Genomic DNA, 20,566 nt, shown 5'->3' with positions numbered 1-20,566 from the left:
ATTTCTATGCCAGGCGGCCAATAATGCGACACAGGGAGGTAATGCCACTACAACGCACAGCCTCTCGGCTTGTCCCGCATATACAGCTTGCTTTTTTCGCCCAAAGCTCGTCCGGGCTCATTTCTATGGCGGTCGTCGAGTGCACGGAGTTCTTCCTCCAGCCGCATCAGCTGCCCCAACTGCGTATTCAAACACCCTAAGTTCCGCCGCGCTTTTTCACTCCCGTTCTGGGCTTTACAGATCTCCAGCTTGGTCTCCAGAATATTCTGCTGTGTCACTACAACGGGGTCCATCAGGGCGGCCATATTGCGTTGCGCATTGCTGTTCGACTGATTCGTATTACCCTCATTAATCTGTCGTAAGGCCAGCTCCCGTTTGTTCGCCTGCTCCTTCTTGAAATTAATAAGCAAGAGGCGCTCGCCGGCACAAGCCCCGCTCACATTCCGGGCAGCCTTGTCCAGGCTCACCTTTTCCTTTACGATATTGGCATTTTGCTGCCTTTGAAACTCAGCTTCCTGCATCATAAACTGACTTGTTTCGAGACAGGCATTCGAAACCTCGATATTCGTAACCCGGACACTATAACCTGTAGTACGAAACTCAGTGATCACATATAACCCCTCATTGGCTTGCAGATACCCTACGCCCTGGTTGCCCAAAAACTTCTGTGGATGTATCTTTTCCGGAAACCGGTCTCCATATAAATACCAGGTCATATCCGGACTCGTCGAAAATCGATAAGCCATCGCCCGCATCCTTCCGTTACAATATACCTCAGTGGTATTCTTGCGTTGCAGATCAACCGCCCCCGTGAACATCCCCGCCATTTGACTGTAAGGGTTCTGCTCAGAATTGCCGGTCGTCACCCACTTCTCGATCGTATTGTTCTTCCCTTTGTTATTGTGATAGTGATACGTATTGCCGGTCATACTCATTACCTGGAACGAGAAATCGACCAGCTCGGGAAACAGCATGTTCACCAACCCGTCTTCATGCGGTGGCAACATACCGACCACTCCCGTTGTATGATTTACGAACATACATTGCTCCACCATCTTCGACGGCATAGTGATCTTCAGGTCAAATTCCATATTGAAGCAGAGCCGTTCGCGCGGCATTATATGTACAGGGCTTGCTCCCCCGGTCAATACAGGGGCCCGTCGCACGGCCGATCGCCACCGGAATATGGCAGTACTATCCCTCGTTGCGCCCGGTTGGGCAAGGGAGAGTTCCGTCATCGATACAAGGATCAGAGCGCTCAATAATATCTTTTTCATGGATAAGGGTTTACAGTTTTACAAATTCTACCCGGCGATTCTTAGCCTTTCCTTCTGCACTTGTGTTGCTTGATACCGGTTGCGATTCGCCTTTGCCATCCGTTTGAATCCTGTTACCGGCCACCGCATAATTTTCGGTGATATAGGTCTTCACGGCGGCGGCCCGCTTTTGCGACAAACTAAGGTTCTTTGCGTCTTCGCCATCACTATCCGTATGACCAACGATCCTGATCTTTAACGAGGCGTTTTGCTGCAAAGCATCACCGATCTGGTTGATGATGGAGAAAGACTCCTTCTTGATCAGATCACTGTTTACATCAAACAAAATATCGTTGGTCACTGCCCTGCCCTCTTCCAGCAGTTGCTTCACCAGCAGGCTACGTGCGTCGGTTTCGGCAGAAGCTATGCGAATATTACTAACGAACATCCCGGTCTCGGAGGCAGGAATAATAGCATTGTTATTCAGGAAAAAGGTATTGCGCATTCCATCACTGAGCGCCTTAGGCAGGTCGATGATCTTATTGTTGTCCAGATATAGCCGTATGCGCGATTTGTTCACCGCGATGGCTACATGCAATACTTTATTGACGTAGGAAGTGAGCGGGAAATTGCTCTTATTGCCAATGATATCATTGCCCAATCCATACTCCAGCGTTTTACCGTCATCTTCTGTATAACGATGTAAATTGATAAAGAAGCGATCCTTATAGAACAGGTCTTCCTTCAGGATATTTTTTACCTGGCTGAGGCCAAATTGAATGAACGGTGTACTTCTGCCACCTTCCGAGCGCAGCAGCAAATCGAACTCGATCGTACAGTTCTCCGGCAGCGGGCTTTTCATATCCGGAACGATGATGCAGTTATGGACTACATCGAGCCACCTGCCCGCCTCTCCACCAACTGTGACCACTTTGCCGCTTCCATTGGTATTCCAATGCGCTGGAAAATCTCCGAGGCCATCTTTTTCAAAACGATCTTCGAAGATCACCTTGGTTCCCGGCACAAAATCACTGTCTCCACCTAAGGCACCGGCAGTTTTTGTACCTGTATTACCCCCCGGAACAGATCCCGTTGTTTTATTGCCTGCGCCGTTGCCACTGGCTCCGGCACTGGTGACGCCACTATTTCCGCTACCGCCGGTATTGTCATTGCCGTTGGTACCCGATCTCTCCTGGCTGCCGGCATTCTTGTTCTTTTTATTGAAAATGCTGCCGATAGCCCGCCCTGTTTTATCAAAGGCAGAATCAAGGCCCCTATCGATCGAGTGATCTACGCGGTTATTGGCCTTATCCTTGGCTCTTTGTTCTACTCTTTTGGGAACCGGCGTCTGGGCATGCAGCGCCAGGAACGGAATTAACAATAAAAAGAGGGTGGTGATGCGTTTCATGGTGTTGGGTATTTGGCCCAAACCTACTCTACCCGCGCAAAAAATCCACTACATCATCATGTAGTGGACCGATGTTCAACGGGCACCGGGTTACCCGGCAGTATGCCTCTTTTTGAGGTAATTAGATCCCGGACTGCAACGAAAATGTTATCTTTCCGTAAGATATAGCCCATCCCCCCTTTCAACCGTGGAGATCTCATAGCAGCACCTAACCGCTGTTTCATACACCAAAACCATCCGTTATGAAGTCCATGGCAAAACAAAGGTTACTACAGGCAGGAATCTTCTTTTCAATTATCTTAGTCATTATGGCTGCGCAGGGCTGCGCTAAAAAGGTCAATTTCCAAACCTCACAGATAGCGCCAGCTGCAACGGGAGAGGTGAAGATCAAAAAAGAGCAAAATGCCAATTATAAGGTGGAAGTCAGCATCAGACACCTGGCCCCTCCTGATAAATTGGCCACCTCGAGAAAATTCTATATCGTATGGGCTGAGCTGAGCGATGCCAACACCCGGAACCTCGGCATCATCAAGAGCTCCAGCCGCTTTTTATCGAGCACCCTTAAAGGTTCATTGACAGCCGTGGTACCGTCAAAACCCAAAAAGGTATTCATCACTGCTGAAACGGAATCCACCGTCACGCAACCCGGCTTCCCGATCGTGCTTACCACAAACAATTTCTGATTGCGATCAGGTCCGCCATCCATAAATCCCAGACAGCGTTCAAGTCTGTTCTGTACGCAAATCTGTCACTCCAGGCACATTCATAGCGAAACAAGGAATAGTTTATATTTCTTGTAGTATGAAAAACGCCACCAGCAACAAAATCCAGTCTATCCACATCACGCAAAAGATTCAGCAAATTTGCACGCTGATCATCCCGAAGGTTGTTGCGCAGCAAAAAAAGTTATCGCATCCCGTCGCCCAACTACAATTTACATTTGAGGAAACCGAGCTCGAACCAATATTACCCTTCAGCTTTTCTCTGTTGGCTGATGACGGAACAACCCTGTTCGAGGCTGAAATTTCTTTGTTGCGTGTTTCCACCAAGGGGTTATACACCGTATCAGACCTGCAAATGAATAGCCTGTTCGAACGCTTTACAGCACGTTTCGAAGACGATCACCCGGACATCGAAGAAACGGCCCAAATCGTAAGATACCTGGCTCGTTATGAATGCATGCTGGCGCTAAAGGAACTGGCACAAACGCTCTCCGCTAAAGGGATTGTCTTGAAGAAGAAATACGTTACGGGAATAAATGACCTTGACCATGAGATCAAGGGAGGAAAAACCGACCCCGATACCAGCCTGTCGAAAATTAAACGGGAGTTCACCCATGAACTGAAGGCAATTACCAGCAGGAAAGTGAAAACAACTTTCCTCGAATTCTGTTATGGAGAAGGCACCAAATAATGCAGGCAAACAACGCCCGACTTATATTGCGTCGCCGATAAAAGTACCAATGGTCGTAGTTGTTCATCCACATCAAACAGCTTTCGGCCACCACCGGTGAGGACCGGACAAATAAATAGCTGGTATTCATCAACGAGCCCTTCACGCATCAGTGTTTGAGCCAACGATATACTCGCCCATACGACCATAGCCCCTCCGGGTATTGATTGGAGCTGTCGGATATGAGTGATCGCATCGCCTGCTGCAATTTCAGCTTTTGGCCAATTGCCCCAGGGAGCATGCTGCAAAGTATGGGAGAAAACAACCTTCCTGGCTTTGTTCATCGTCTCTGTGAGCGCCTCCTGCCCCATCCTTTCGGGCCAATGACTTGCGAACAGCTCATACGATGTACGACCCAGCAAGATCGTGTCAATGTCGCGAAGAAAAGTCACCTGGTCGGGCTCTTCATAGGTAGACTGCACCAACCGGGCAAAAAAATCCAGGCTCCCGGCTTTGTCCGACACATGCCCATCAACGGAAATCCATTCCGATACAATGATCTTTCGCATATCAAATGATTTGACCGAAAATTACTGCATCTACATGGTGACAACGAGGGCTATCTGGACTTTAGAAAGTGGCATTTCGGACTTTATCAAACAACGGCAGGCGCTTATGGTAATCTGGTGCGGAGATAGTCTGCATACATTCTATCAGCCTGAATGAAGATACGACGCTACTGGCCCGTCCAGGCCTTTACAGCCCGCAATTCATTAGACAATGACGTGTCAACAACCACCTGCGCAAACACAGGCGTCATAGTAAGAAGTAACCAAACCAGCAGGATTGATCTCATAAAAGGGGTTAGGCTTTTTGAAACCTCGGTTTTACGAGGGTAGGATCATCAGTCGTTATTCAATGCCTGCATACTCGAAGCTATCATCTTTTTGCTGATACACCAGGTTGGTAGCGGTTAACCACCCGCCTTTCTTCACAAACGGAATATACAGTTTACCGGCATCATAACGGATCAGCTTTAGCGGCCGCTCGGGCCGGTCCATCACACTCGCCATATCGAAGTCGATATCGATGCGGCTATAGGCTCCTCCCGGTGTCTTAAACAACTTAACGGTATCCAACAGCCGGTCGTTATCGATCGCATAGGCCTGTATGTATTGCGCCTTGTCTTTAGTAGAATAAACGGCATTGAACACAGCCAGGTAGTAGATCTTATCCTTCATATTTACAGTGAAAATTTCGGTACACCAGCCACCCGGGTCGCCTTCTTCCAGTACTGGTTTGCTCACAAAGGCGCCCTTCACGCCTTTCCATTGCATCAGCGCATTGAAGAAATGCATGGTACCGCCCGTCCACGTATCCCAGCTATAGATCCTGAACAGCTTATCTGATGAGGTCGCTATGGTGCAATCGGTGCTGTCTTGTAACTGCTGAAATGGATAATTGAGCGAGGCAGGCTTCGTGGTGATCACCGCTTCCATCACCGAGTCGAATTGGCTGGAATAGCGGCCCACGGTATCATAATGTTCACCCAACGCATTCGTCAATCGATTACGTGCATTCACCAGTTCCAGTTCCATTTCCTGGGCCCTTAGTTCAGGGGGCGCCGAAGTCTGGGGGTCCTTTGCTTCCGAAGTGCTGCTACTGGAGGCACAGGAGGCCAAGAATAAACACGCAGTGTACATGAACCAGGTAGTTCTTTTCATATCGGGTGTAGAGGTTTTCAAGGATAATCGGTTCTCTATGGCAGGAGCATTCACGCATGCGTTTGCTTCCATTCCGCATACCGCCGGTCGACGACCTGCTTTATCTTTTCATAATTCTCCCAGGTATCGGCAACATGATAAATGCTGGCCAGGTCAGCCCCCAGCACCTCCCCATAATCGGGCAGGTATTGTCCGTGTTCAAATTCGAAATAATCCATCGCAAACCGGTTGCCAGCATCGCTCAGGTCTTCCGGAAGTAAGGTGCCGTCGCAACAACGCTGAAACAATTGCGCTCCGGTAAGCTCCTTTTTCTTGAACTCATGGATCTCCGCATGCAGGTCTTTTTTGAAGTCGTCGCTCACCAACCCATTGTCTATCAGCCATCCCAGGAACATGCCCGTATGAATATATCCCTGAAAGGGATCCAGTCCCTCCGGAAAATCGCCCTCAAAGTGCCATTTGGCCTTATCGTATACTTCTACCATCTGACTATCAGCTTTTAAGCGTTAAAAACGTTGCTTCAATGTATTCAAATAAAAGCAGGAATTGACAGTCGCGCACCCGCCTAACCCTAATTTGTGATAATTTTCAATGATTTACGGGAACCAATATACGGTTCGCCAAAGTTCTCGGCAATAGCCAGTGCGGGATTTCCGGTTCAATGGCCGTTTTTGGCACCTGTAATACTATATGCTGACTAGCGATATGGGTGCCGGGTTGGTGCGGACCTGTCGGGGTATTGCCTGGGACTGGCCTAAGGGTGGTCTGAGACTGGTCTAAGGCACTAAGGGTTCCGTAGGGGTCCTGTACAGGTCGCGTACCATTCTTTGAGAGGTCCACTGCCATTCTACTAACTATTAGCTACCACCCTGCCGCTTGGGGCCGCCCATCCGACTTGTCCGGACCTGGGTTTACTTGTTCCACTTGACCCCAAACAGGCATGAAGTCCGTCTTACATGTACCGCCACTTGTCTGGAACTTCACTGGAACTTGCCCGCCACTTGCCTAAATACGGTACCTCTACATAGAGAGCGCAGGCAATATGCAGGCAGTGTGCAGGCAATAAGCAGGCTTTATTTTGCGGGAAATTGGCTATTGGGGCCGGTAATGCATCGCCACAATGCCGCATTCGAATGGAACGGCCTCCACCAGGCGGAGTACCTGGCGGCCGCCAACGCTGGCGAATATGGTTAATCCCTGGCCGATGACGGCCGGGTTCACGAGCAGGAAGTACTCGTCGATCAGGTTGTGTGCAACCAGTCCCGATACGAACTGCGCGCCGCCACAGGTATATATATCCTTTCCTGGCTGTTTTTTAAGCTGATTGACCTCTTCCACCAAATCCCCGGAAGCGATCACTGTATTGGCCCAGGGCGACTCCTGGATCGTTGTAGAGAACACCACTTTCGGCGTATCCGTAAAGATCCGGCCGCCGTCGTATTCCGGATGCTCCGGCTCCTTCGCCACGTCGGCCCAGTAAGGAATAAATCCCTCGGCCAGCTTTCTTCCCAACAGAATGGTATCAACGTCCTTCACTATGCCGCCCACGTATTGGTTGATGTCGTCCGTCCAGGGACAGGTCATCCAATCCAATTCGCCGTTGGGGCCGCCTACAAATCCGTCGAGCGTCATCGTCACCTGGAGTTTCAGCTTTCTCATAGTCGTTGGTTTGAAGTTTTAGCAAACCTACGTGAGTTCCCGGGCATTTCAGGTACCCGGACGGGACAATCTGCGGGGGCGATTGCGGCGGAGACCTCAAAGCGGCGAAAAATGCCCGGCTTCTGTCGAAAGGATATAACCGATGCCAAAAAATCAGGGAATCTTGTGTTACCTGATCGGGTAGCCGGCTGGCATACAGCCCTCAATATAAAGCCATGAAACATATCCTGTTCTTCGTTTTACCGATCCTGACGCTGCAGGCGCTTGCGCAAGACGGTATCGCCCACTTCTCCGTTTGGCAACCAAAGCCAGGGATGGAAAATCAATTTGAAACCGGTTACAAACAGCACCTGCAATGGCATGCCACCCATAAGGACAGCTGGAGCTGGTATGGCTGGTATGTGATCTCCGGAGCAAGAGCTGGTTATTTCATCGATGCCACCTTCAACCACCAATGGGCCGATTTCGACAAGCCGGTTAACCCTGCGGGTGATGCGGCCGACAATGGGCTTCATACCGAGCCCTTTGGTGATTTCCGACAGGCCTTTAAGGTCAAATTCTTACCATTATTCAGTCAATACGCTGTAAATAGCTTGCAATCCAAATTCCTCCGCTTTATTACCATTCATGTTACCAATAAGGAACAAGCCCTGGCCGCGATTGGAAAAGTCGTAGCGCAGTACCGGTCTAAAGGCGCCACCAACCTGATGGTATACGATATGGTCGACGGCGGCACTATTCCCGAGCTCCTACTGTTGATCGGCAGCGAAAGCTTTGCCGCGATGGGCATTACCGAAAACATTACCGACGATCTGCTAAAGGCAGCCAGTTCTCTGAAAGCTACTCTCTTCGGCCCCATCAGCAGTGAACTCTGGAGATACCGGCCCGACATGAGTATGATTCAGCCATAAACACCCTCGTCAAAGATCCTGGTCACCCGCAGCAGGCCGTCGTTAGAAACCATAGTCGTTTGAACTAGTGCCCGTTCATCATCTCCAGCAGGTATTCCAGCGCCCCCTCCCGGTGCAGGGCGTCCGTTTGGTCGAGCGTGACCTGCGCCACCACCGATGCCCTCGACCGCATGTTCGTTTCATAATGAGCGATTGCGGCCTGCAGCGTATCAAACGCGCTACTCGTTAGGCATTCACTCAGCTCCAGCGCATCGAGCATGGCCATGTTCACCCCTTCGCCTGCATAGGGAGGCATCACATGCGCCGCATCGCCCAGCAGGGTAATATTCGGCTTAGCCTCCCAATGCTGATCCACCGGCATACAATATTGCGGACGCGGCACCAGAGATACCTTGTCATTGTCGAGCAAGGTTTGCCATACCGGGTCCCAGCCGGCAAAGGCCTCTTTGAACCAGGCCAGCACCTGCGCTGGCTGCTTAAAATCGATACCGCTGCTGTGCACCCAATCTTCCGCCAGGCGGCAACCGGTATAGAACGATAAACTCCCATCCCCTTTCGCACTCAGGATAAGCGATTGCCCATTGCCCAGGGCAAATACTTTTCCGCCATTCACCAGCAAATGCAAAAAGGGCGTCGTTTGTGCAGCATCGTATACCGTACCCTCCACAACAGTAATACCAGCATAAACAGGGCCTATTGGAGTAACATGCGGACGGATCTTGCTATTGGCCCCATCGGCGCCGATCACCAGGTCTGCATACACTGGCGACCCGTCCCTAAACTGCAGCAGCCAGCCATTGTCGAGCGCTTCCAGGCCGGTGATTTGACTATCCCACACCACCGTACCCGGCGCCAGGGAATCCAATAGCAGGTTTCTCAGCGGACCACGATCTATTTCCGGACGAAAATGCTCATCGCCGAACGTAGAATCAATTGAATCGTTATGATCATCGAGTAATATAGTACCGTGCAGATCGGTTATGCGCATATGGTCCGCACCTGGCCGGTAGTGGGTTTTAAAAGCCTCGAGCAAACCGGCCGCTTCCAACGCACGCAGGCCCGATTCATGGTGCAGATCAAGTGTAGCGCCCTGTACGCGCACCTGCGGACCCGCATCGCGCTCATACACTTTCACAGAAACGCCTTTCATTTGCAGCAGGCGGGCAAGGGTCAATCCACCCGGACCGCCACCAATAATAGCTACCTGTGCAGCCGCCGAAACGCCCGCCCCTGTCAGTATGTTCGTCATCATCTTATGTACGATTTATGATGCAAAGCTATTCCGGCGGCAGCGTGGTAAATTGTATAAATCGGCCGTCTTGATTCTTGTGTAAAGCACGGGGCGTAACGCCGGCAAACTTCTTTACTTCCCGGATAAAATGGGCCTGATCGGTGAAGTTGAGTTCCGGGAACAATTTGCCTTCTTTGATCTGCGGAAAGGCTGCCCGGAAACGGAGGATACTGCAGTATGATTTGAGGGATAGTCCAAACTGCTGGGTAAAGTAACGGTTGATCTGCCGTCTGCTCCAATATACTTTATCAGCCAGCTCTTTCACCGGCATCTCTCCCTGCGAAGCATAGATCAGTTCGAACAACTGCACCTTGCGGCCATCGGGCTCGCCGGTAATCCGCTCGCGTATTATAGCATTCATGGTAGCGCAGAACCCGTCAAAATCCCGCAGGTCATTTTCTGATAACCCCCAGTGATCAGCCGGCAGCATGAGCCCTTCATTGAGCAATCCGGCCACACTGGTCTTAAGCAGGTATTCTACAGCCAATAACCGGAAGCTTGTGGCAAACATGATGGTTTGCGGCGCCAGCATCGTTGGTGCGGGCCCTATTTCCAACCCCAGCAATGCAATATGAAAAGGATCAGTAGCCGAACGGGAAATGATGAGGTCAATACGCCCGTCGGGCAATACAGTGATGGCGCGAGGCTCATCGGCCTGGTTGATCAGCATCCAATAGCTTTCCACAAACGGAGCCAGGTCCGGAGGCGGCGGCATTACTTTATAATCGAATTGATGGCTGGTCATGGCTGTAAGAAAGCAGGCAAATTAAACAAAACAGGCTGTATCCTGACACGGCGTCTCTCAACAACAAAGCATCACCCTCAATGCCCGCACACAAAAACAAACACGCGCCGCATCAACCCTCGGCGATGCGGCGCGTGCCTTTCTTATATCCTTTGGTTATTGCTTACTCACCGCCTTAGCAGCTTCCACGATCACGGCGGCTACTTTTTCGGGTTGAGAGATGAACACCACATGGCTTCCTTTGATCTCGGTCACCTTACTGTTCGATCTTTTGTACATATTCCTTTGTATTTCGGGAACGATGGCTTTGTCATCGGTGGCTACGATCGCAAAGGAGGGTTTGTTTTTCCAGGCGGCTTCGGTTACAGGGGTACCAAATGCTTTGGCAAAGAAGGGTCCTTGCGAAGCATACATGAAGTCGGCTTCAGCTTTGGGAATGTCGGCTGCAAAACCTGCATGAAATTTCTCTTTGGAAAAGTACACTACGCCATTTTCATCGGGCGCCTGGATGCCATTTTCCGGAGCAGCGGGCGCACTTTGTATCCATTGCAAACCAGATTCGCCTTTGTCGGGCTGGAAGGCGGCTATATACACGAGGCCCGCTACTTTGGGGTGATTGCCGGCTTCGGTGATCACCACACCGCCCCAGCTATGACCTACGAGAATTACAGGGCCATCCTGCCGGTCGAGCGCTCTTTTGGTAGCTGCTACATCATCCTCGAGTGAGCTAAGGGGATTTTGCACCACGGTCACATTGTATCCTTTTTTAGTAAGGGCATTGTACACGCCCTTGTAACCCGAACCATCGGCAAATGCGCCATGTACCAATACTACATTCTTTATTTCCTGGGCGGAGGCCTGCTGTACGCTGGTAGCTGTTGCTGTCAATGCGATGGTAGCGGCCAAAACGATGTTCTTAAAGCTTTTCTTTTCCATGATATTTGTTGTTGAAGTTTTTTTGTGTTTGTTATCAACGACACAAAGATGGCATGGAAAGGGGCGGGCGAACTTGCAATGATTTCCCGTCGGGTTGTAATTATTTCCCGACTTTGGCAATGGGGGCCGGATTGCGGAAATCCAGGGGGGATGACTGGGTATGTTTCTTGAAGAAATTGGAGAAATAGGCGGCATCTTCGAATCCCAGTTCGTAGGCAATCTCTTTGATTGACCGGGGCGTATAAGCCAGCAACCGTTTTGCCTCCACCAACACCCGCTCCTGGATCACCTGCGAAGGCGATTTCTGGTTATAGGTAGCAAAGAGGTTTGAAAGTGTTTTGGGCGATTTATGCAGCTTATCAGCATAAAAGCTCACCGAATGCTCCTGGCGGAAATGGGTTTCTACCAGCAGGTTGAACTGGCGCAGCAGGTGGTATTTGTCTTCTTTGATCTTTTTCTCCGGCACAAACTCCGACCGGGCCAGCCTCGTCGCATAACTGATCATCCGTTTCAACAGTACCTGCAGCATTTCGTGTTGAATATTGTCGGTGGTCTTCAATTCCGCCTTGAACATATCCCGTAGCAATTTCAGTTTATGCACCGCCTCGTCGTCGAGGTTGATGAACAAATGCTCCGTCGATCCAAACAGGAATCCCACACAGCTCACTTCATGGTCATGATCGATGATGCAATAGAACTCCCGGTTGAACTGCCAGGCCAGGATATCTTCCGCTTTCTCGAAGGTAAAGCTCTGGTCAAACAAGAGCGTTACCAGGCTATTGGACTGAAACGCATGCTCCGCGCCATCGATCGTGATCGACTGCGCAGGTCCCGTGTTCCAGGCGATCGTAAAATACTTATTGCCACGGTCGCGGCTGAAATAATGCCGGTCAAATCCTTCCTCCCCTTCAAACAACAGCAGGTGCCCGGCCGTAGCCTCATCACTGTACTTGTACTTCATCCCACAAATATGGGGTGAAAGGCGATACGGGGCAACTAATTCGCCGGACTCCATAAAGAAGGCTGCCTCCATATTACTCGAGGCAGCCTTGGAAGAGGGCCGGAAAATGTAAACCTATGAACAGCCGGGTGCCCTTATTCACCCGGCTGAGACCCATTGAAAAAAGTGAAGTTCTATTTCACCAATAATTTCTGCGTCGTGCTGCCCGTCGAATTCTTCACCTGCACGATATAAGTGCCACTCAACAAGCGCTTCGGGTCTACCACGTAGTTGTTGCCGGTCGTTTGCGTTTCAAACACCTTTACGCCTTGCAGGTTCACAATGGTGATGACCGTTTTCTCGCTGGCCGGGTTAATGAACTCCAGCCACAACTTATTGTTCGCCGCTATGGGGTTGGGATACATCTGGAACCTGTTCGGACTGATGATCTTCTTTACCCCCACCACTTCGCGGGTGTTGTGGTAAGCATGGCTACAGTACTTCGACATATCGATGCCCACTTCGCCCGCTTGTGCGCTACCGGCAATGCGCGAAGAAGCCAGCGTGGCCGAGTTGTACCACTTGGTGTTGATACTCGCAGTACCTGTAACGCCTGTTACCAGGCGCAGGCGGTAATCGAACTTAGCCGTACGAGTGCTCTCGCCATTGTAGATATGATCCGTATTGGTGATCACCGCGATCACCACCCCATTGGCAGGCGCCTGGTCGAGCCGCAGGCTTACCTGGCCCGAGGATACCCACTGACTGTATACCGGAACACCCGTGGTGGTGCGGTATACGAGCTGACAGGTCATGTTAGCACCAATCGGTTCAAAGTTCACCGTTACCATATTGCCCGTTACGTTGAGTGGTATCTGGTTGGCGCCCGACCAGCCCGGTAAGGTACGCGCCTCCGGTGTCAACAGGCCGCTGCTATTAGTAGTAGCCACATACGGTGTGGCTGTCCAAACAGCCGGGTTCATCCACGAGGGTTGCCATTCGGCGCCGATCGACTGGCCGAAATGTGCATTCAACAAAGCCAGGATCGCATTCTTCCACGGACCAAAATCAACCAAAGCCTGCTTGGCCCGGTACTCCGTGATCAGTCGCCGCGTTTGCGCCGTACCAATACCAGATGCTATGCCCGCGAGCACACGGGTGGGCGAATTACGCCATATCCAGGGTACTGCCCCATCGCCCAGGGCGTTACCAAGGAAGGTGGGGAACGAACTGCTGTACTGGTGACCACCCAAATAGGTGCGCCAGGTACATAGTTGCTGTCCGCTCGAATTGTAACGGTTCACGCCTTCGGCAGAAGGCCCGCCGAAACTGCCGTCCTGCAACCAGCCCGAATAACATTCGATCGGCATAAAGGGTGCAATGAAGTCGGTACCGCTCAGGTCGCCCATCGAACTGAAGTTGTTCGTGCGCCGCGCATCGGCTGTTTGCTGCAGCCATACATTGCCGCCTTCGTGAAACCAGGCCGATTGTTTAACACCCGGCAGATCGGCCAGTAGCGAGTGAATGCCCTCGTGCACCATGGCGCCCTGTTGAGACAACCGGTCGGAATAAGTACAGGCCGGATCAAAACTGTAAATGGGATAATAAGAGGCCAGCACCATGGGCCAGCTGGTGCCATTGTAGGTAATGGCGCTCTGCCAGCCACCTAAAGCTGTATTGGGGGCATTGTCGGTACACAATCCGGAGCCATAGAGATACACCGCGCTGCGGTAACCATTCTTCGCACGCAAGTCGGGCGGCCAGCCCATCTGGTCGCGGAAGTACGCGAAATCGGTATTCATGCGCGCCAGCATGGGCGTAATGGCCGCTGTGGTCACCAATGAATTTTTATTGGGTCCCCAACGGAAACACCACCATTGTGAGGATTGGGTGCCTACTACCTGCGGACAATCATTGAGCACATTGGCAGGCGTGGGCAGTGAAGGAAACTCATCGCGGAAATTGTAGCTGATATTGGGCGAGTACGAAGGCCAGGAATACGGATTGCCGGTACCGCCTCCACCGGTGGCTGTGCCCATCACCCGCCATTCGAGCAATCCCGTCGATTGCGTCGTGTTGCGCATCGTAACGCGTATGCGCGACAGGTTGACCGATGCAAAGCTGAGCGTATTGAAGGCATTTTTAACGAGCGGCACATTGCCCAGGTTTACCCAGGCCGATCCATTCCAGTATTCGGCATAAGCGGTCGTGGGCGTCAGCACCCCACCGGCGTCATCAAACCAATATACCTGGATAGCCGTAACGGCATAGGTTTGCGACCAATCGTACTGCACCCATTGCAGGGAGTTGGGATTGTTCCAGTTGCCATAAGCGCCATGCGATTTGTCGTTCGAATTGGCGGGTGTGAAGTTATCATTCAAAGCGGCAATCGTTTCCCAGGAGGATACATACGAAGTGGTAGCAGTGGCGAGCGGCGCTACATTGGTTTGCGCCTGCGTTAAGGAGATACATAAAAAAATACAGCAAGTAGATAGATACAGTTTTACCAAATTCATAAAACGAGGTTTAATATGAGCAATAAAAATGCATAGCGGAGTCCGTTGCCCGGTTGACTATGATAGCCACGGGGCATGGATCGCCTGTTTACTGCGCAGTAAAATGGGTAGGGATGCCCTTTGCAAAAGGAAGGAGTAAGTGGAGAGAAGTTACCAGTACTAAATGTACAAAGGCATCCCAAATATGACCTACCAGATATTAACCTGTTATAGGAGTATCTTTACTTGTTATATTGACAATTATAAAAAGAGGTACCGCCTTTATTCGTCCCGCAGGGATTTCGTCGGGTTCGCCAGGGCCGCTTTAACCGTCAGCGAAGCGGTAGTAACCAGCGCAATGACTACGAGTACCAGCACCGGCAATACAAATTGCCACCAGGTAAGCGAAGCCCTGAAAGCATATCCCTCTATCCACTTGCCAATGAGGAGCCACGCGGCCGGTAATGCGATCAGGCTGCACACCAATATCAGGCGTATTACATCGGCGCTGAGCAGCAGAACGATATTTTGCACAGAAGCACCCAATACTTTCCGGATACCGATCTCCTTGATACGCCGTGCCGTAGCATAAGCAGTAAGCCCCAACAACCCCAGGCAGGTAATGAAGATCGCCAGCGAAGAGAATACCAGGAAATTACGGCTGAAGTGCAATTCCTGCTGGTACTGGCGGCCATAGAAGTCATCGAGGAAGAAATAGTCGAAGGAAGACTCGGGGAAGAACTGATTCCAGGTTTTTTCCAGGGAAGCCACTTTGTCGCGCATGTTCGTGGCATTGACCTTTACCGAGAAGTGTTCGAATGGTATCCAGTCCAGCTTCCTGTCCATGAACAGGATGAAAGGGGTGAAGCTTTGCTGCAGTGATTGCTGGTGATAATCTTTAATAACGCCGATGACCTCATTGGGTTTTTCGGTAAGGGTTTCTAGCCATACCTTTTGGCCGATCGCCGCCTCCGGCGAAGCAAAGCCGAATTGCTTCACGGCCGATTCGTTCATCACCAGTCCGGTGGAATCTGCCGGCCGTGCTTTGTCGAAAGCGCGCCCTGCCACCAGTTGCAGGCCATACAGGCTGATAAATTCATGATCCACCTTCAACATCTCATAGGTACGTTCTTCGGCTGCCGAAGCGCCAAAGCGGCGGTTGGCCAATGACATCCCTACGGCCTTACCGGGCACTGCGCCCGACGCAGTAACAGCCTGCACACCGGCAGTACTGCGCAACGCTTCGCGCAGGCTGCCGAACTTTTCTTTATAGTTAGCCGTTTTAACCGGCGTTTTTATCACTATGGTTTGATCAATGTTGACACCCGTTTGCTGACTGGTCATATAATCGACCTGTCGGTAAACGGCAATCGTACCGGCAATGAGTAATATGGAAGCCACAAATTGGAAAGCCACCATGCCCTTGCGCAGCAATATCCCTTTTTTAGAGAACGAGAACTTACCTTTCAATACCGATATAGGCTTCAATTTCACCAATACCATCGCCGGATAAATGCCCGATAACAAGGTACACACTACAAATACAAGAGCAGTGCGGCCTATGATCGCCGTGTTGAACAGGAGTCCGCCTAGTTCATTGGCATTGAGGAAGCCCGGCAGCCAGGAAAGCGAAGCCAGTACCAGCCCAATGGCCATGACCAGGGCCAGCCCGTTCAACAATATCGACTCCAGCAGGAATTGGAATACCAGCTGCGCCACCGGCGCCCCACTCACTTTACGGATACCGACTTCTTTAGCCCGATCGAGCGACTTGGTGGTAGCCAGGTTGATATAGTTGATGTAAGCGATGAGCAGGATCACATAAGCAATCACACTCAGGAAGCCCACAAAGAAGCGATTGCCCTTGGGCTCTATTTCATATAATTTGGCCGCATTGAGGTGAATGTCCTGCAGCGGCACCAGGTGCACGCCCCACTTGAGGTCTTTGAGGGCAGGGCCGGTCTTATAACGCTCTGCCAGTGCCGGGAAACCGCTTTCCACAACGGCAGCATTCGTACCAGGTTGCAATTTCAGGTAGGTATAGCTGCCATGCTGGTACCAAAACTCACGGGTCCATTTGCTGGAGGTTGCCCAGGAGATCAGGAAATTGACCTGCAGGGTGGAGTTTTTGGGAAGATCCTTGAACACGCCTTTTACTATACAGGGATAGATATGCGATTGCGTAGACACTTCCAGTATCTTACCCATGGGATCGGCAGCGCCAAAGTACTTGCGGGCCGCCGATTCGGAGATCACCAGGCTGTTTACCCCCTGGAGGGCTGTAGCCGCATCGCCCTGCAGCATCGGATAACCGAAGAAGGTGAGAAAATTGCTGTCGGCCATCGCGACCCGCTCTTCCCGGAATTTGATGTCCTGGTAACGCACTACCCTTTCGGAGCTATGCCAGTCGATACGCGTATAGGAGGCAATGCCCGGCAGGTTCTCATACATGGCGCGGGCATAGCCATTGGTACTGGTAGCCCAGTCGTCGGTAAGTTCGTTGCCTTTGTAAAATTGGCTTTCCACCCGGTAGATATGCTGCGCATCGGCCGGCTCCTGGTCATAACTATTTTCAAAGGCTACATAAGCCCCCAAAAGCAGGAAGGCGGCAATGCCCAAAGCCAGACCAAGGATGTTGATGGAAGAATAGACTTTATGACGCACCAGGTTGCGCCAGGTAACAAGCAGGATGTTGCGGATCATGGGTTAGTATTGATTTGGGAATTTACTACATAATCGATTAACGCACAGCAATATTTACCGGCAGAAACCGGCATCAGCGGCAGTCCGTTCTATCCTATTTATTGTTCATTAACAAGTGCGGGGAGAGGAACCATAGCAAATGGCTCAAGCAAAGGCCTTACCTTATTCCAATTGTGCCTTATTAGCTTGTTTAAATCGTTAGGATCAGGTTGCAAGGCAAATCTAATTGACCACCAATTGATTCCATCTTGTGATATTTCACCAAAAGCCTTTTCTACCTCAACAGCAGAATCCCAACAAACTTTTGCAATTTCTTTGGAAAACTCCTCCCCATAAAACAACTTAGCAATTACAACAACATTGTTCATAATGAGCATATTTCGAACACTGTGTGGAGGATGTTCTTGAAAAAGGGACTTTTGATTATTCCTCAAAATAAACATCCGATTAAATGTATAGACAGCGAAAATCCAGATTCTAATTGCAGATTTGAGATCGCCATAAAACCGATTAAATTCTTGAGCGGCCAACCCTGGCATTTTTGTTACAGCCCTCAAAAAATACACCCCAGCATTTGTTGCAAAACTGTCCGCATCCATCTCCGTTGTTTGCCAATCCAGATAGTCAATTTGGCCACTTTCGAACATATCATATATCACCCCCTCTCCCTGATTCAATGCATTTATAAAATCACTATGACCGTGACAAATATGACCATATTCATGAAACACAATAAAATTAAAAAGTTGACGACATAGTTCGTCGGCAAACTTCTTCCTTAACCCGTCTTTCGGAACAACAAATTCTTTTTTATCAAGCTCTTTTGAGTCTGTAATAGTCGAAACCGTTTTAACTGTTTCGCTTTCCAAAGTGGGGTCCCCTATGTCAATAAATAGCTTATTACTCGCAAGCATCCGGTTAAAAATGTTGCTTGCGATTTCTAGTACCCCCTTATTAATTCCAATAAAATACCGACCATCTCGTGATGCAGCAGCAGCCTCAAACTTCGAATTATTGACAATATCCAATTCAACGGTGGGGCAACCTGGCTTTACATTTTGATAAACATTCAAATATTTTCGAGCAAATTCCAGTAACCAAGTTAACTGGAGACTTCTCGGCTCCGGCTCTCTACCCCCATACCAAAACACCTCAGAAAAATCTCTCACTTGCATTTTTCCCTAATTTAAAACAATTCCGACCTTTGTTCACAACTTTGTAATACTCAGCGCCATTACTAATCTCGAATAGAAAAGACTACTGAAACTGCACTGCACCAGATCCGTTCTGACGAACCCTCCCCTGCCCAGCCATCAATGTCTGCGCTCCGCCCGTCCCGTACCCTCAATCAGTAAATAGTACCATCAATCCTTTGAATGATGCCATAATTATTGCACTTTTCAAGTGTAGCTTTGCGCTACAATTCATCAGCATGCCCAGGGAACCGATACCCGTGTACGATATCTGCAGCATCAGCCAGGAAAAAGACGCCAATGAGGAGTTCCTGGCCGACAGGCTGTCGCTGTACCTGGATAAGTACTATGCCAAACTGCATTTCCCCCACCGGCATTCCTTCTATCACCTGGTCATGTTCACAAAGGGTAAGGGCAGTCACTCCATCGACTTCACCAATTTTGACGTACAGCCTTACCAGGTGTATTTCATGACGCCCGGCCAGGTGCACAGCTGGCATTTTGAAGGAAAAGCCGACGGGTATATCATCAACTTTTCGGAGAGCTTCTTCAAGCCCTTCCTGTTGAATCCGCAATACATTGAAAGGTTTCCCTTCTTCAGTGGTATCAGCGAAGAGGGCGTATGCCCCTTGCCGGCCACTGTTCATAAAGAGGCTGCTACCCTGTTCGAATCGCTGCTGCACAACGCTTCGCTCGAATGGAGACAAGCGGCCGACCTGGTGCGCGTATTGCTGCTGCAACTGTTCATGCTGGTCGATGAGGCTGCCGCTGCGCAAAGCAACAAAGGCATTCCGCAGCAAAAGCTGGTGCTGTTAAGAGGTTTCAGGCGACTCATCGATACACATTACCGCACCATGCGTTTGCCCAAAGAATACGCCGACCTGCTGTATGTAACGCCCAATCACCTCAATGCCCTGTGCCAGGACCTGCTGGGTAAAACAGCCGGCGAGATCATCCGTGACCGGGTATTGCTCGAAGCGAAAAGATTGCTGACAAATGCCAGCCTCACGGTTACCGAAGTGGCGTACAACCTGAACTTCCAGGACAACTCTTATTTCAACCGGTTCTTTAAAAAATATACGGGCACAACGCCCGATGAGTTCCGAAAACAATTTTCTCATTGAAAATGATCCGATCATGGACAACTTAAATATGCCCGTTATGGCCAATACTTCCGGCGAATCACATCCCAGCGTGTTGAATGTATTCAAATGCAAATGTCCACGCTGCCGCACCGGCAACATGTTTGTAGAAGCCAATCCCTACAAACTGAAAAAGACGATGAAGATGCACCAAACCTGCCCGGTGTGTGCCCAGCCCTTCGACCTGGAGGTTGGATTCTATTACGGCTCCAGTTATGTAAGCTATGGTTTATCGATCGCCATCAGCGTAACTACCCTGGTAGCCTGGTGGGTACTGATCGGTTTCAGCACCCAGGACAACCGTTTCTTTTACTGGATGGCCGTCAATGGTATCATCCTCATTGGTCTGCAACCCATACTCATGCGCCTCGCACGCTCAATATGGATCGCCTTCTTCGTACGGTTTGATCCCAACTGGAAGAATATTGCGCCCGAGCAACCCGAACGCATCAATAAAGATCACATGAATGCCTGGTAAAACCGGTAAGAGGCCCTCTCCTGAATGTTTCATTCAGCAGACGACCTCTCGTGGGTGCACCTTTATACCTACCGGGAAAAGAGTAATTAGTTATTAGTGATTATTGCTTCATGGCATAACAAAACTACGATCACAAACGCCGCGATGCAAGCGGGTTTAGGCAGACGCCGGTAAATACCGGTTAAAGCACCGATTGTAGCGGTAAACACCTGTTGCCTCCCGGTTGCAGCATACCCAGCAGCCGGTAAAATGCAAAGAGCCGGGGATCAGCTTCCCGGCTCTTTGATTATGTT

General features: G+C 50.3%; 18 protein-coding genes. 5 read left to right on the top strand and 13 right to left on the bottom strand.

The window, feature by feature from the left end:
* Positions 1–47: 47 nt before the first annotated feature.
* Positions 48–1,277: a hypothetical protein gene (locus tag P2H89_RS05650; RefSeq protein ID WP_275825595.1), complete on the bottom strand. Its 1,230-nt coding sequence runs from the start codon at positions 1,275–1,277 to the stop codon at positions 48–50.
* A gap of 10 nt (positions 1,278–1,287) precedes the next feature.
* The gene (locus P2H89_RS05645; protein ID WP_275825594.1) at positions 1,288–2,664 is read right to left on the bottom strand and encodes an OmpA family protein; all 1,377 of its coding nucleotides are present in this window, start codon (positions 2,662–2,664) and stop codon (positions 1,288–1,290) included.
* 242 nt (positions 2,665–2,906) lie between these two features.
* Between P2H89_RS05645 and P2H89_RS05640 the strand changes: the two genes are divergently transcribed.
* Positions 2,907–3,347 carry a hypothetical protein gene (locus P2H89_RS05640; RefSeq protein ID WP_275825593.1) on the top strand — a complete coding sequence of 147 codons (441 nt, stop codon included), beginning with the start codon at positions 2,907–2,909 and terminating at the stop codon, positions 3,345–3,347.
* A 118-nt stretch (positions 3,348–3,465) separates the two neighbouring features.
* Positions 3,466–4,077: a hypothetical protein gene (locus P2H89_RS05635; RefSeq protein ID WP_275825592.1), complete on the top strand. Its 612-nt coding sequence runs from the start codon at positions 3,466–3,468 to the stop codon at positions 4,075–4,077.
* Here the strand turns inward: P2H89_RS05635 and P2H89_RS05630 are convergent.
* The 4 genes from P2H89_RS05630 to P2H89_RS05615 form a co-directional block, all read right to left on the bottom strand.
* Positions 4,056–4,625 (bottom strand): dihydrofolate reductase family protein, encoded by a 570-nt coding sequence (locus P2H89_RS05630; RefSeq protein ID WP_275825591.1) that lies wholly within the window; start codon positions 4,623–4,625, stop codon positions 4,056–4,058. The genes P2H89_RS05635 and P2H89_RS05630 overlap by 22 nt on opposite strands.
* 342 nt (positions 4,626–4,967) lie before the next feature.
* Positions 4,968–5,780 (bottom strand): hypothetical protein, encoded by an 813-nt coding sequence (locus P2H89_RS05625; RefSeq protein ID WP_275825590.1) that lies wholly within the window; start codon positions 5,778–5,780, stop codon positions 4,968–4,970.
* Positions 5,781–5,830: 50 nt separating this feature from the next.
* Positions 5,831–6,265 carry a hypothetical protein gene (locus tag P2H89_RS05620; protein WP_275825589.1) on the bottom strand — a complete coding sequence of 145 codons (435 nt, stop codon included), beginning with the start codon at positions 6,263–6,265 and terminating at the stop codon, positions 5,831–5,833.
* Positions 6,266–6,872: 607 nt separating this feature from the next.
* A complete protein-coding gene (locus P2H89_RS05615) occupies positions 6,873–7,439 on the bottom strand; it encodes a dihydrofolate reductase family protein (protein ID WP_275825588.1) in 567 nt (188 codons plus the stop codon).
* A gap of 215 nt (positions 7,440–7,654) precedes the next feature.
* On the opposite strand from P2H89_RS05615, the gene P2H89_RS05610 reads away from it, so the two are divergent.
* Positions 7,655–8,350, top strand: a complete 696-nt coding sequence (locus P2H89_RS05610; RefSeq protein WP_275825587.1) for a hypothetical protein — start codon at positions 7,655–7,657, stop codon at positions 8,348–8,350.
* Between the two features lie 64 nt (positions 8,351–8,414).
* Here P2H89_RS05610 and P2H89_RS05605 read toward each other — a convergent pair whose 3' ends face one another.
* The 7 genes from P2H89_RS05605 to P2H89_RS05575 form a co-directional block, all read right to left on the bottom strand.
* The gene (locus P2H89_RS05605) at positions 8,415–9,602 is read right to left on the bottom strand and encodes an NAD(P)/FAD-dependent oxidoreductase (protein ID WP_275825586.1); all 1,188 of its coding nucleotides are present in this window, start codon (positions 9,600–9,602) and stop codon (positions 8,415–8,417) included.
* A gap of 25 nt (positions 9,603–9,627) precedes the next feature.
* On the bottom strand, positions 9,628–10,386 hold the full coding sequence (locus P2H89_RS05600; protein WP_275825585.1) for an AraC family transcriptional regulator: 759 nt from the start codon (positions 10,384–10,386) through the stop codon (positions 9,628–9,630).
* Positions 10,387–10,542: 156 nt separating this feature from the next.
* Positions 10,543–11,322, bottom strand: coding sequence for an alpha/beta hydrolase (locus P2H89_RS05595; RefSeq protein WP_275825584.1), 780 nt, complete (start codon positions 11,320–11,322; stop codon positions 10,543–10,545).
* Positions 11,323–11,422: 100 nt separating this feature from the next.
* The gene (locus tag P2H89_RS05590) at positions 11,423–12,283 is read right to left on the bottom strand and encodes a helix-turn-helix domain-containing protein (protein ID WP_275825583.1); all 861 of its coding nucleotides are present in this window, start codon (positions 12,281–12,283) and stop codon (positions 11,423–11,425) included.
* A 173-nt stretch (positions 12,284–12,456) separates the two neighbouring features.
* Complete coding sequence (locus tag P2H89_RS05585) at positions 12,457–14,778, bottom strand: T9SS type A sorting domain-containing protein (protein WP_275825582.1); 2,322 nt, start codon at positions 14,776–14,778, stop codon at positions 12,457–12,459.
* 261 nt (positions 14,779–15,039) lie between these two features.
* A complete protein-coding gene (locus P2H89_RS05580) occupies positions 15,040–17,460 on the bottom strand; it encodes an ABC transporter permease (RefSeq protein WP_275825581.1) in 2,421 nt (806 codons plus the stop codon).
* A gap of 98 nt (positions 17,461–17,558) precedes the next feature.
* A complete protein-coding gene (locus tag P2H89_RS05575) occupies positions 17,559–18,635 on the bottom strand; it encodes a hypothetical protein (protein WP_275825580.1) in 1,077 nt (358 codons plus the stop codon).
* 257 nt (positions 18,636–18,892) lie between these two features.
* Here P2H89_RS05575 and P2H89_RS05570 point away from each other — a divergent pair, with 257 nt between their 5' ends.
* Both P2H89_RS05570 and P2H89_RS05565 read left to right on the top strand, forming a co-directional pair.
* Positions 18,893–19,777, top strand: a complete 885-nt coding sequence (locus tag P2H89_RS05570; protein ID WP_275825579.1) for an AraC family transcriptional regulator — start codon at positions 18,893–18,895, stop codon at positions 19,775–19,777.
* A 13-nt stretch (positions 19,778–19,790) separates the two neighbouring features.
* Positions 19,791–20,273, top strand: coding sequence for a DUF983 domain-containing protein (locus P2H89_RS05565; protein ID WP_275825578.1), 483 nt, complete (start codon positions 19,791–19,793; stop codon positions 20,271–20,273).
* The last annotated feature ends 293 nt before the right edge of the window (positions 20,274–20,566 follow it).

The sequence above is a fragment of the Paraflavitalea sp. CAU 1676 genome (genome assembly GCF_029223285.1).
GTDB lineage: Bacteria > Bacteroidota > Bacteroidia > Chitinophagales > Chitinophagaceae > Paraflavitalea.
Note: the sequence above shows the minus strand (reverse complement) of the source record. Positions and strands in the feature narration are given on the sequence as shown.

What these genes read in the sequence shown, in the direction of transcription:
- P2H89_RS05565 (WP_275825578.1), top strand. Translation starts at nt 19,791, where the DNA reads ATGGACAACTTAAATATGCCCGTTATGGCCAATACTTCCGGCGAATCA.
- P2H89_RS05610 (WP_275825587.1), top strand. Translation starts at nt 7,655, where the DNA reads ATGAAACATATCCTGTTCTTCGTTTTACCGATCCTGACGCTGCAGGCG.
- P2H89_RS05575 (WP_275825580.1), bottom strand. Translation starts at nt 18,635, where the DNA reads ATGCAAGTGAGAGATTTTTCTGAGGTGTTTTGGTATGGGGGTAGAGAG.
- P2H89_RS05635 (WP_275825592.1), top strand. Translation starts at nt 3,466, where the DNA reads ATGAAAAACGCCACCAGCAACAAAATCCAGTCTATCCACATCACGCAA.
- P2H89_RS05615 (WP_275825588.1), bottom strand. Translation starts at nt 7,439, where the DNA reads ATGAGAAAGCTGAAACTCCAGGTGACGATGACGCTCGACGGATTTGTA.
- P2H89_RS05590 (WP_275825583.1), bottom strand. Translation starts at nt 12,283, where the DNA reads ATGAAGTACAAGTACAGTGATGAGGCTACGGCCGGGCACCTGCTGTTG.
- P2H89_RS05595 (WP_275825584.1), bottom strand. Translation starts at nt 11,322, where the DNA reads ATGGAAAAGAAAAGCTTTAAGAACATCGTTTTGGCCGCTACCATCGCA.
- P2H89_RS05600 (WP_275825585.1), bottom strand. Translation starts at nt 10,386, where the DNA reads ATGACCAGCCATCAATTCGATTATAAAGTAATGCCGCCGCCTCCGGAC.
- P2H89_RS05620 (WP_275825589.1), bottom strand. Translation starts at nt 6,265, where the DNA reads ATGGTAGAAGTATACGATAAGGCCAAATGGCACTTTGAGGGCGATTTT.
- P2H89_RS05585 (WP_275825582.1), bottom strand. Translation starts at nt 14,778, where the DNA reads ATGAATTTGGTAAAACTGTATCTATCTACTTGCTGTATTTTTTTATGT.
- P2H89_RS05650 (WP_275825595.1), bottom strand. Translation starts at nt 1,277, where the DNA reads ATGAAAAAGATATTATTGAGCGCTCTGATCCTTGTATCGATGACGGAA.
- P2H89_RS05570 (WP_275825579.1), top strand. Translation starts at nt 18,893, where the DNA reads ATGCCCAGGGAACCGATACCCGTGTACGATATCTGCAGCATCAGCCAG.
- P2H89_RS05640 (WP_275825593.1), top strand. Translation starts at nt 2,907, where the DNA reads ATGAAGTCCATGGCAAAACAAAGGTTACTACAGGCAGGAATCTTCTTT.
- P2H89_RS05580 (WP_275825581.1), bottom strand. Translation starts at nt 17,460, where the DNA reads ATGATCCGCAACATCCTGCTTGTTACCTGGCGCAACCTGGTGCGTCAT.
- P2H89_RS05625 (WP_275825590.1), bottom strand. Translation starts at nt 5,780, where the DNA reads ATGAAAAGAACTACCTGGTTCATGTACACTGCGTGTTTATTCTTGGCC.
- P2H89_RS05630 (WP_275825591.1), bottom strand. Translation starts at nt 4,625, where the DNA reads ATGCGAAAGATCATTGTATCGGAATGGATTTCCGTTGATGGGCATGTG.
- P2H89_RS05605 (WP_275825586.1), bottom strand. Translation starts at nt 9,602, where the DNA reads ATGATGACGAACATACTGACAGGGGCGGGCGTTTCGGCGGCTGCACAG.
- P2H89_RS05645 (WP_275825594.1), bottom strand. Translation starts at nt 2,664, where the DNA reads ATGAAACGCATCACCACCCTCTTTTTATTGTTAATTCCGTTCCTGGCG.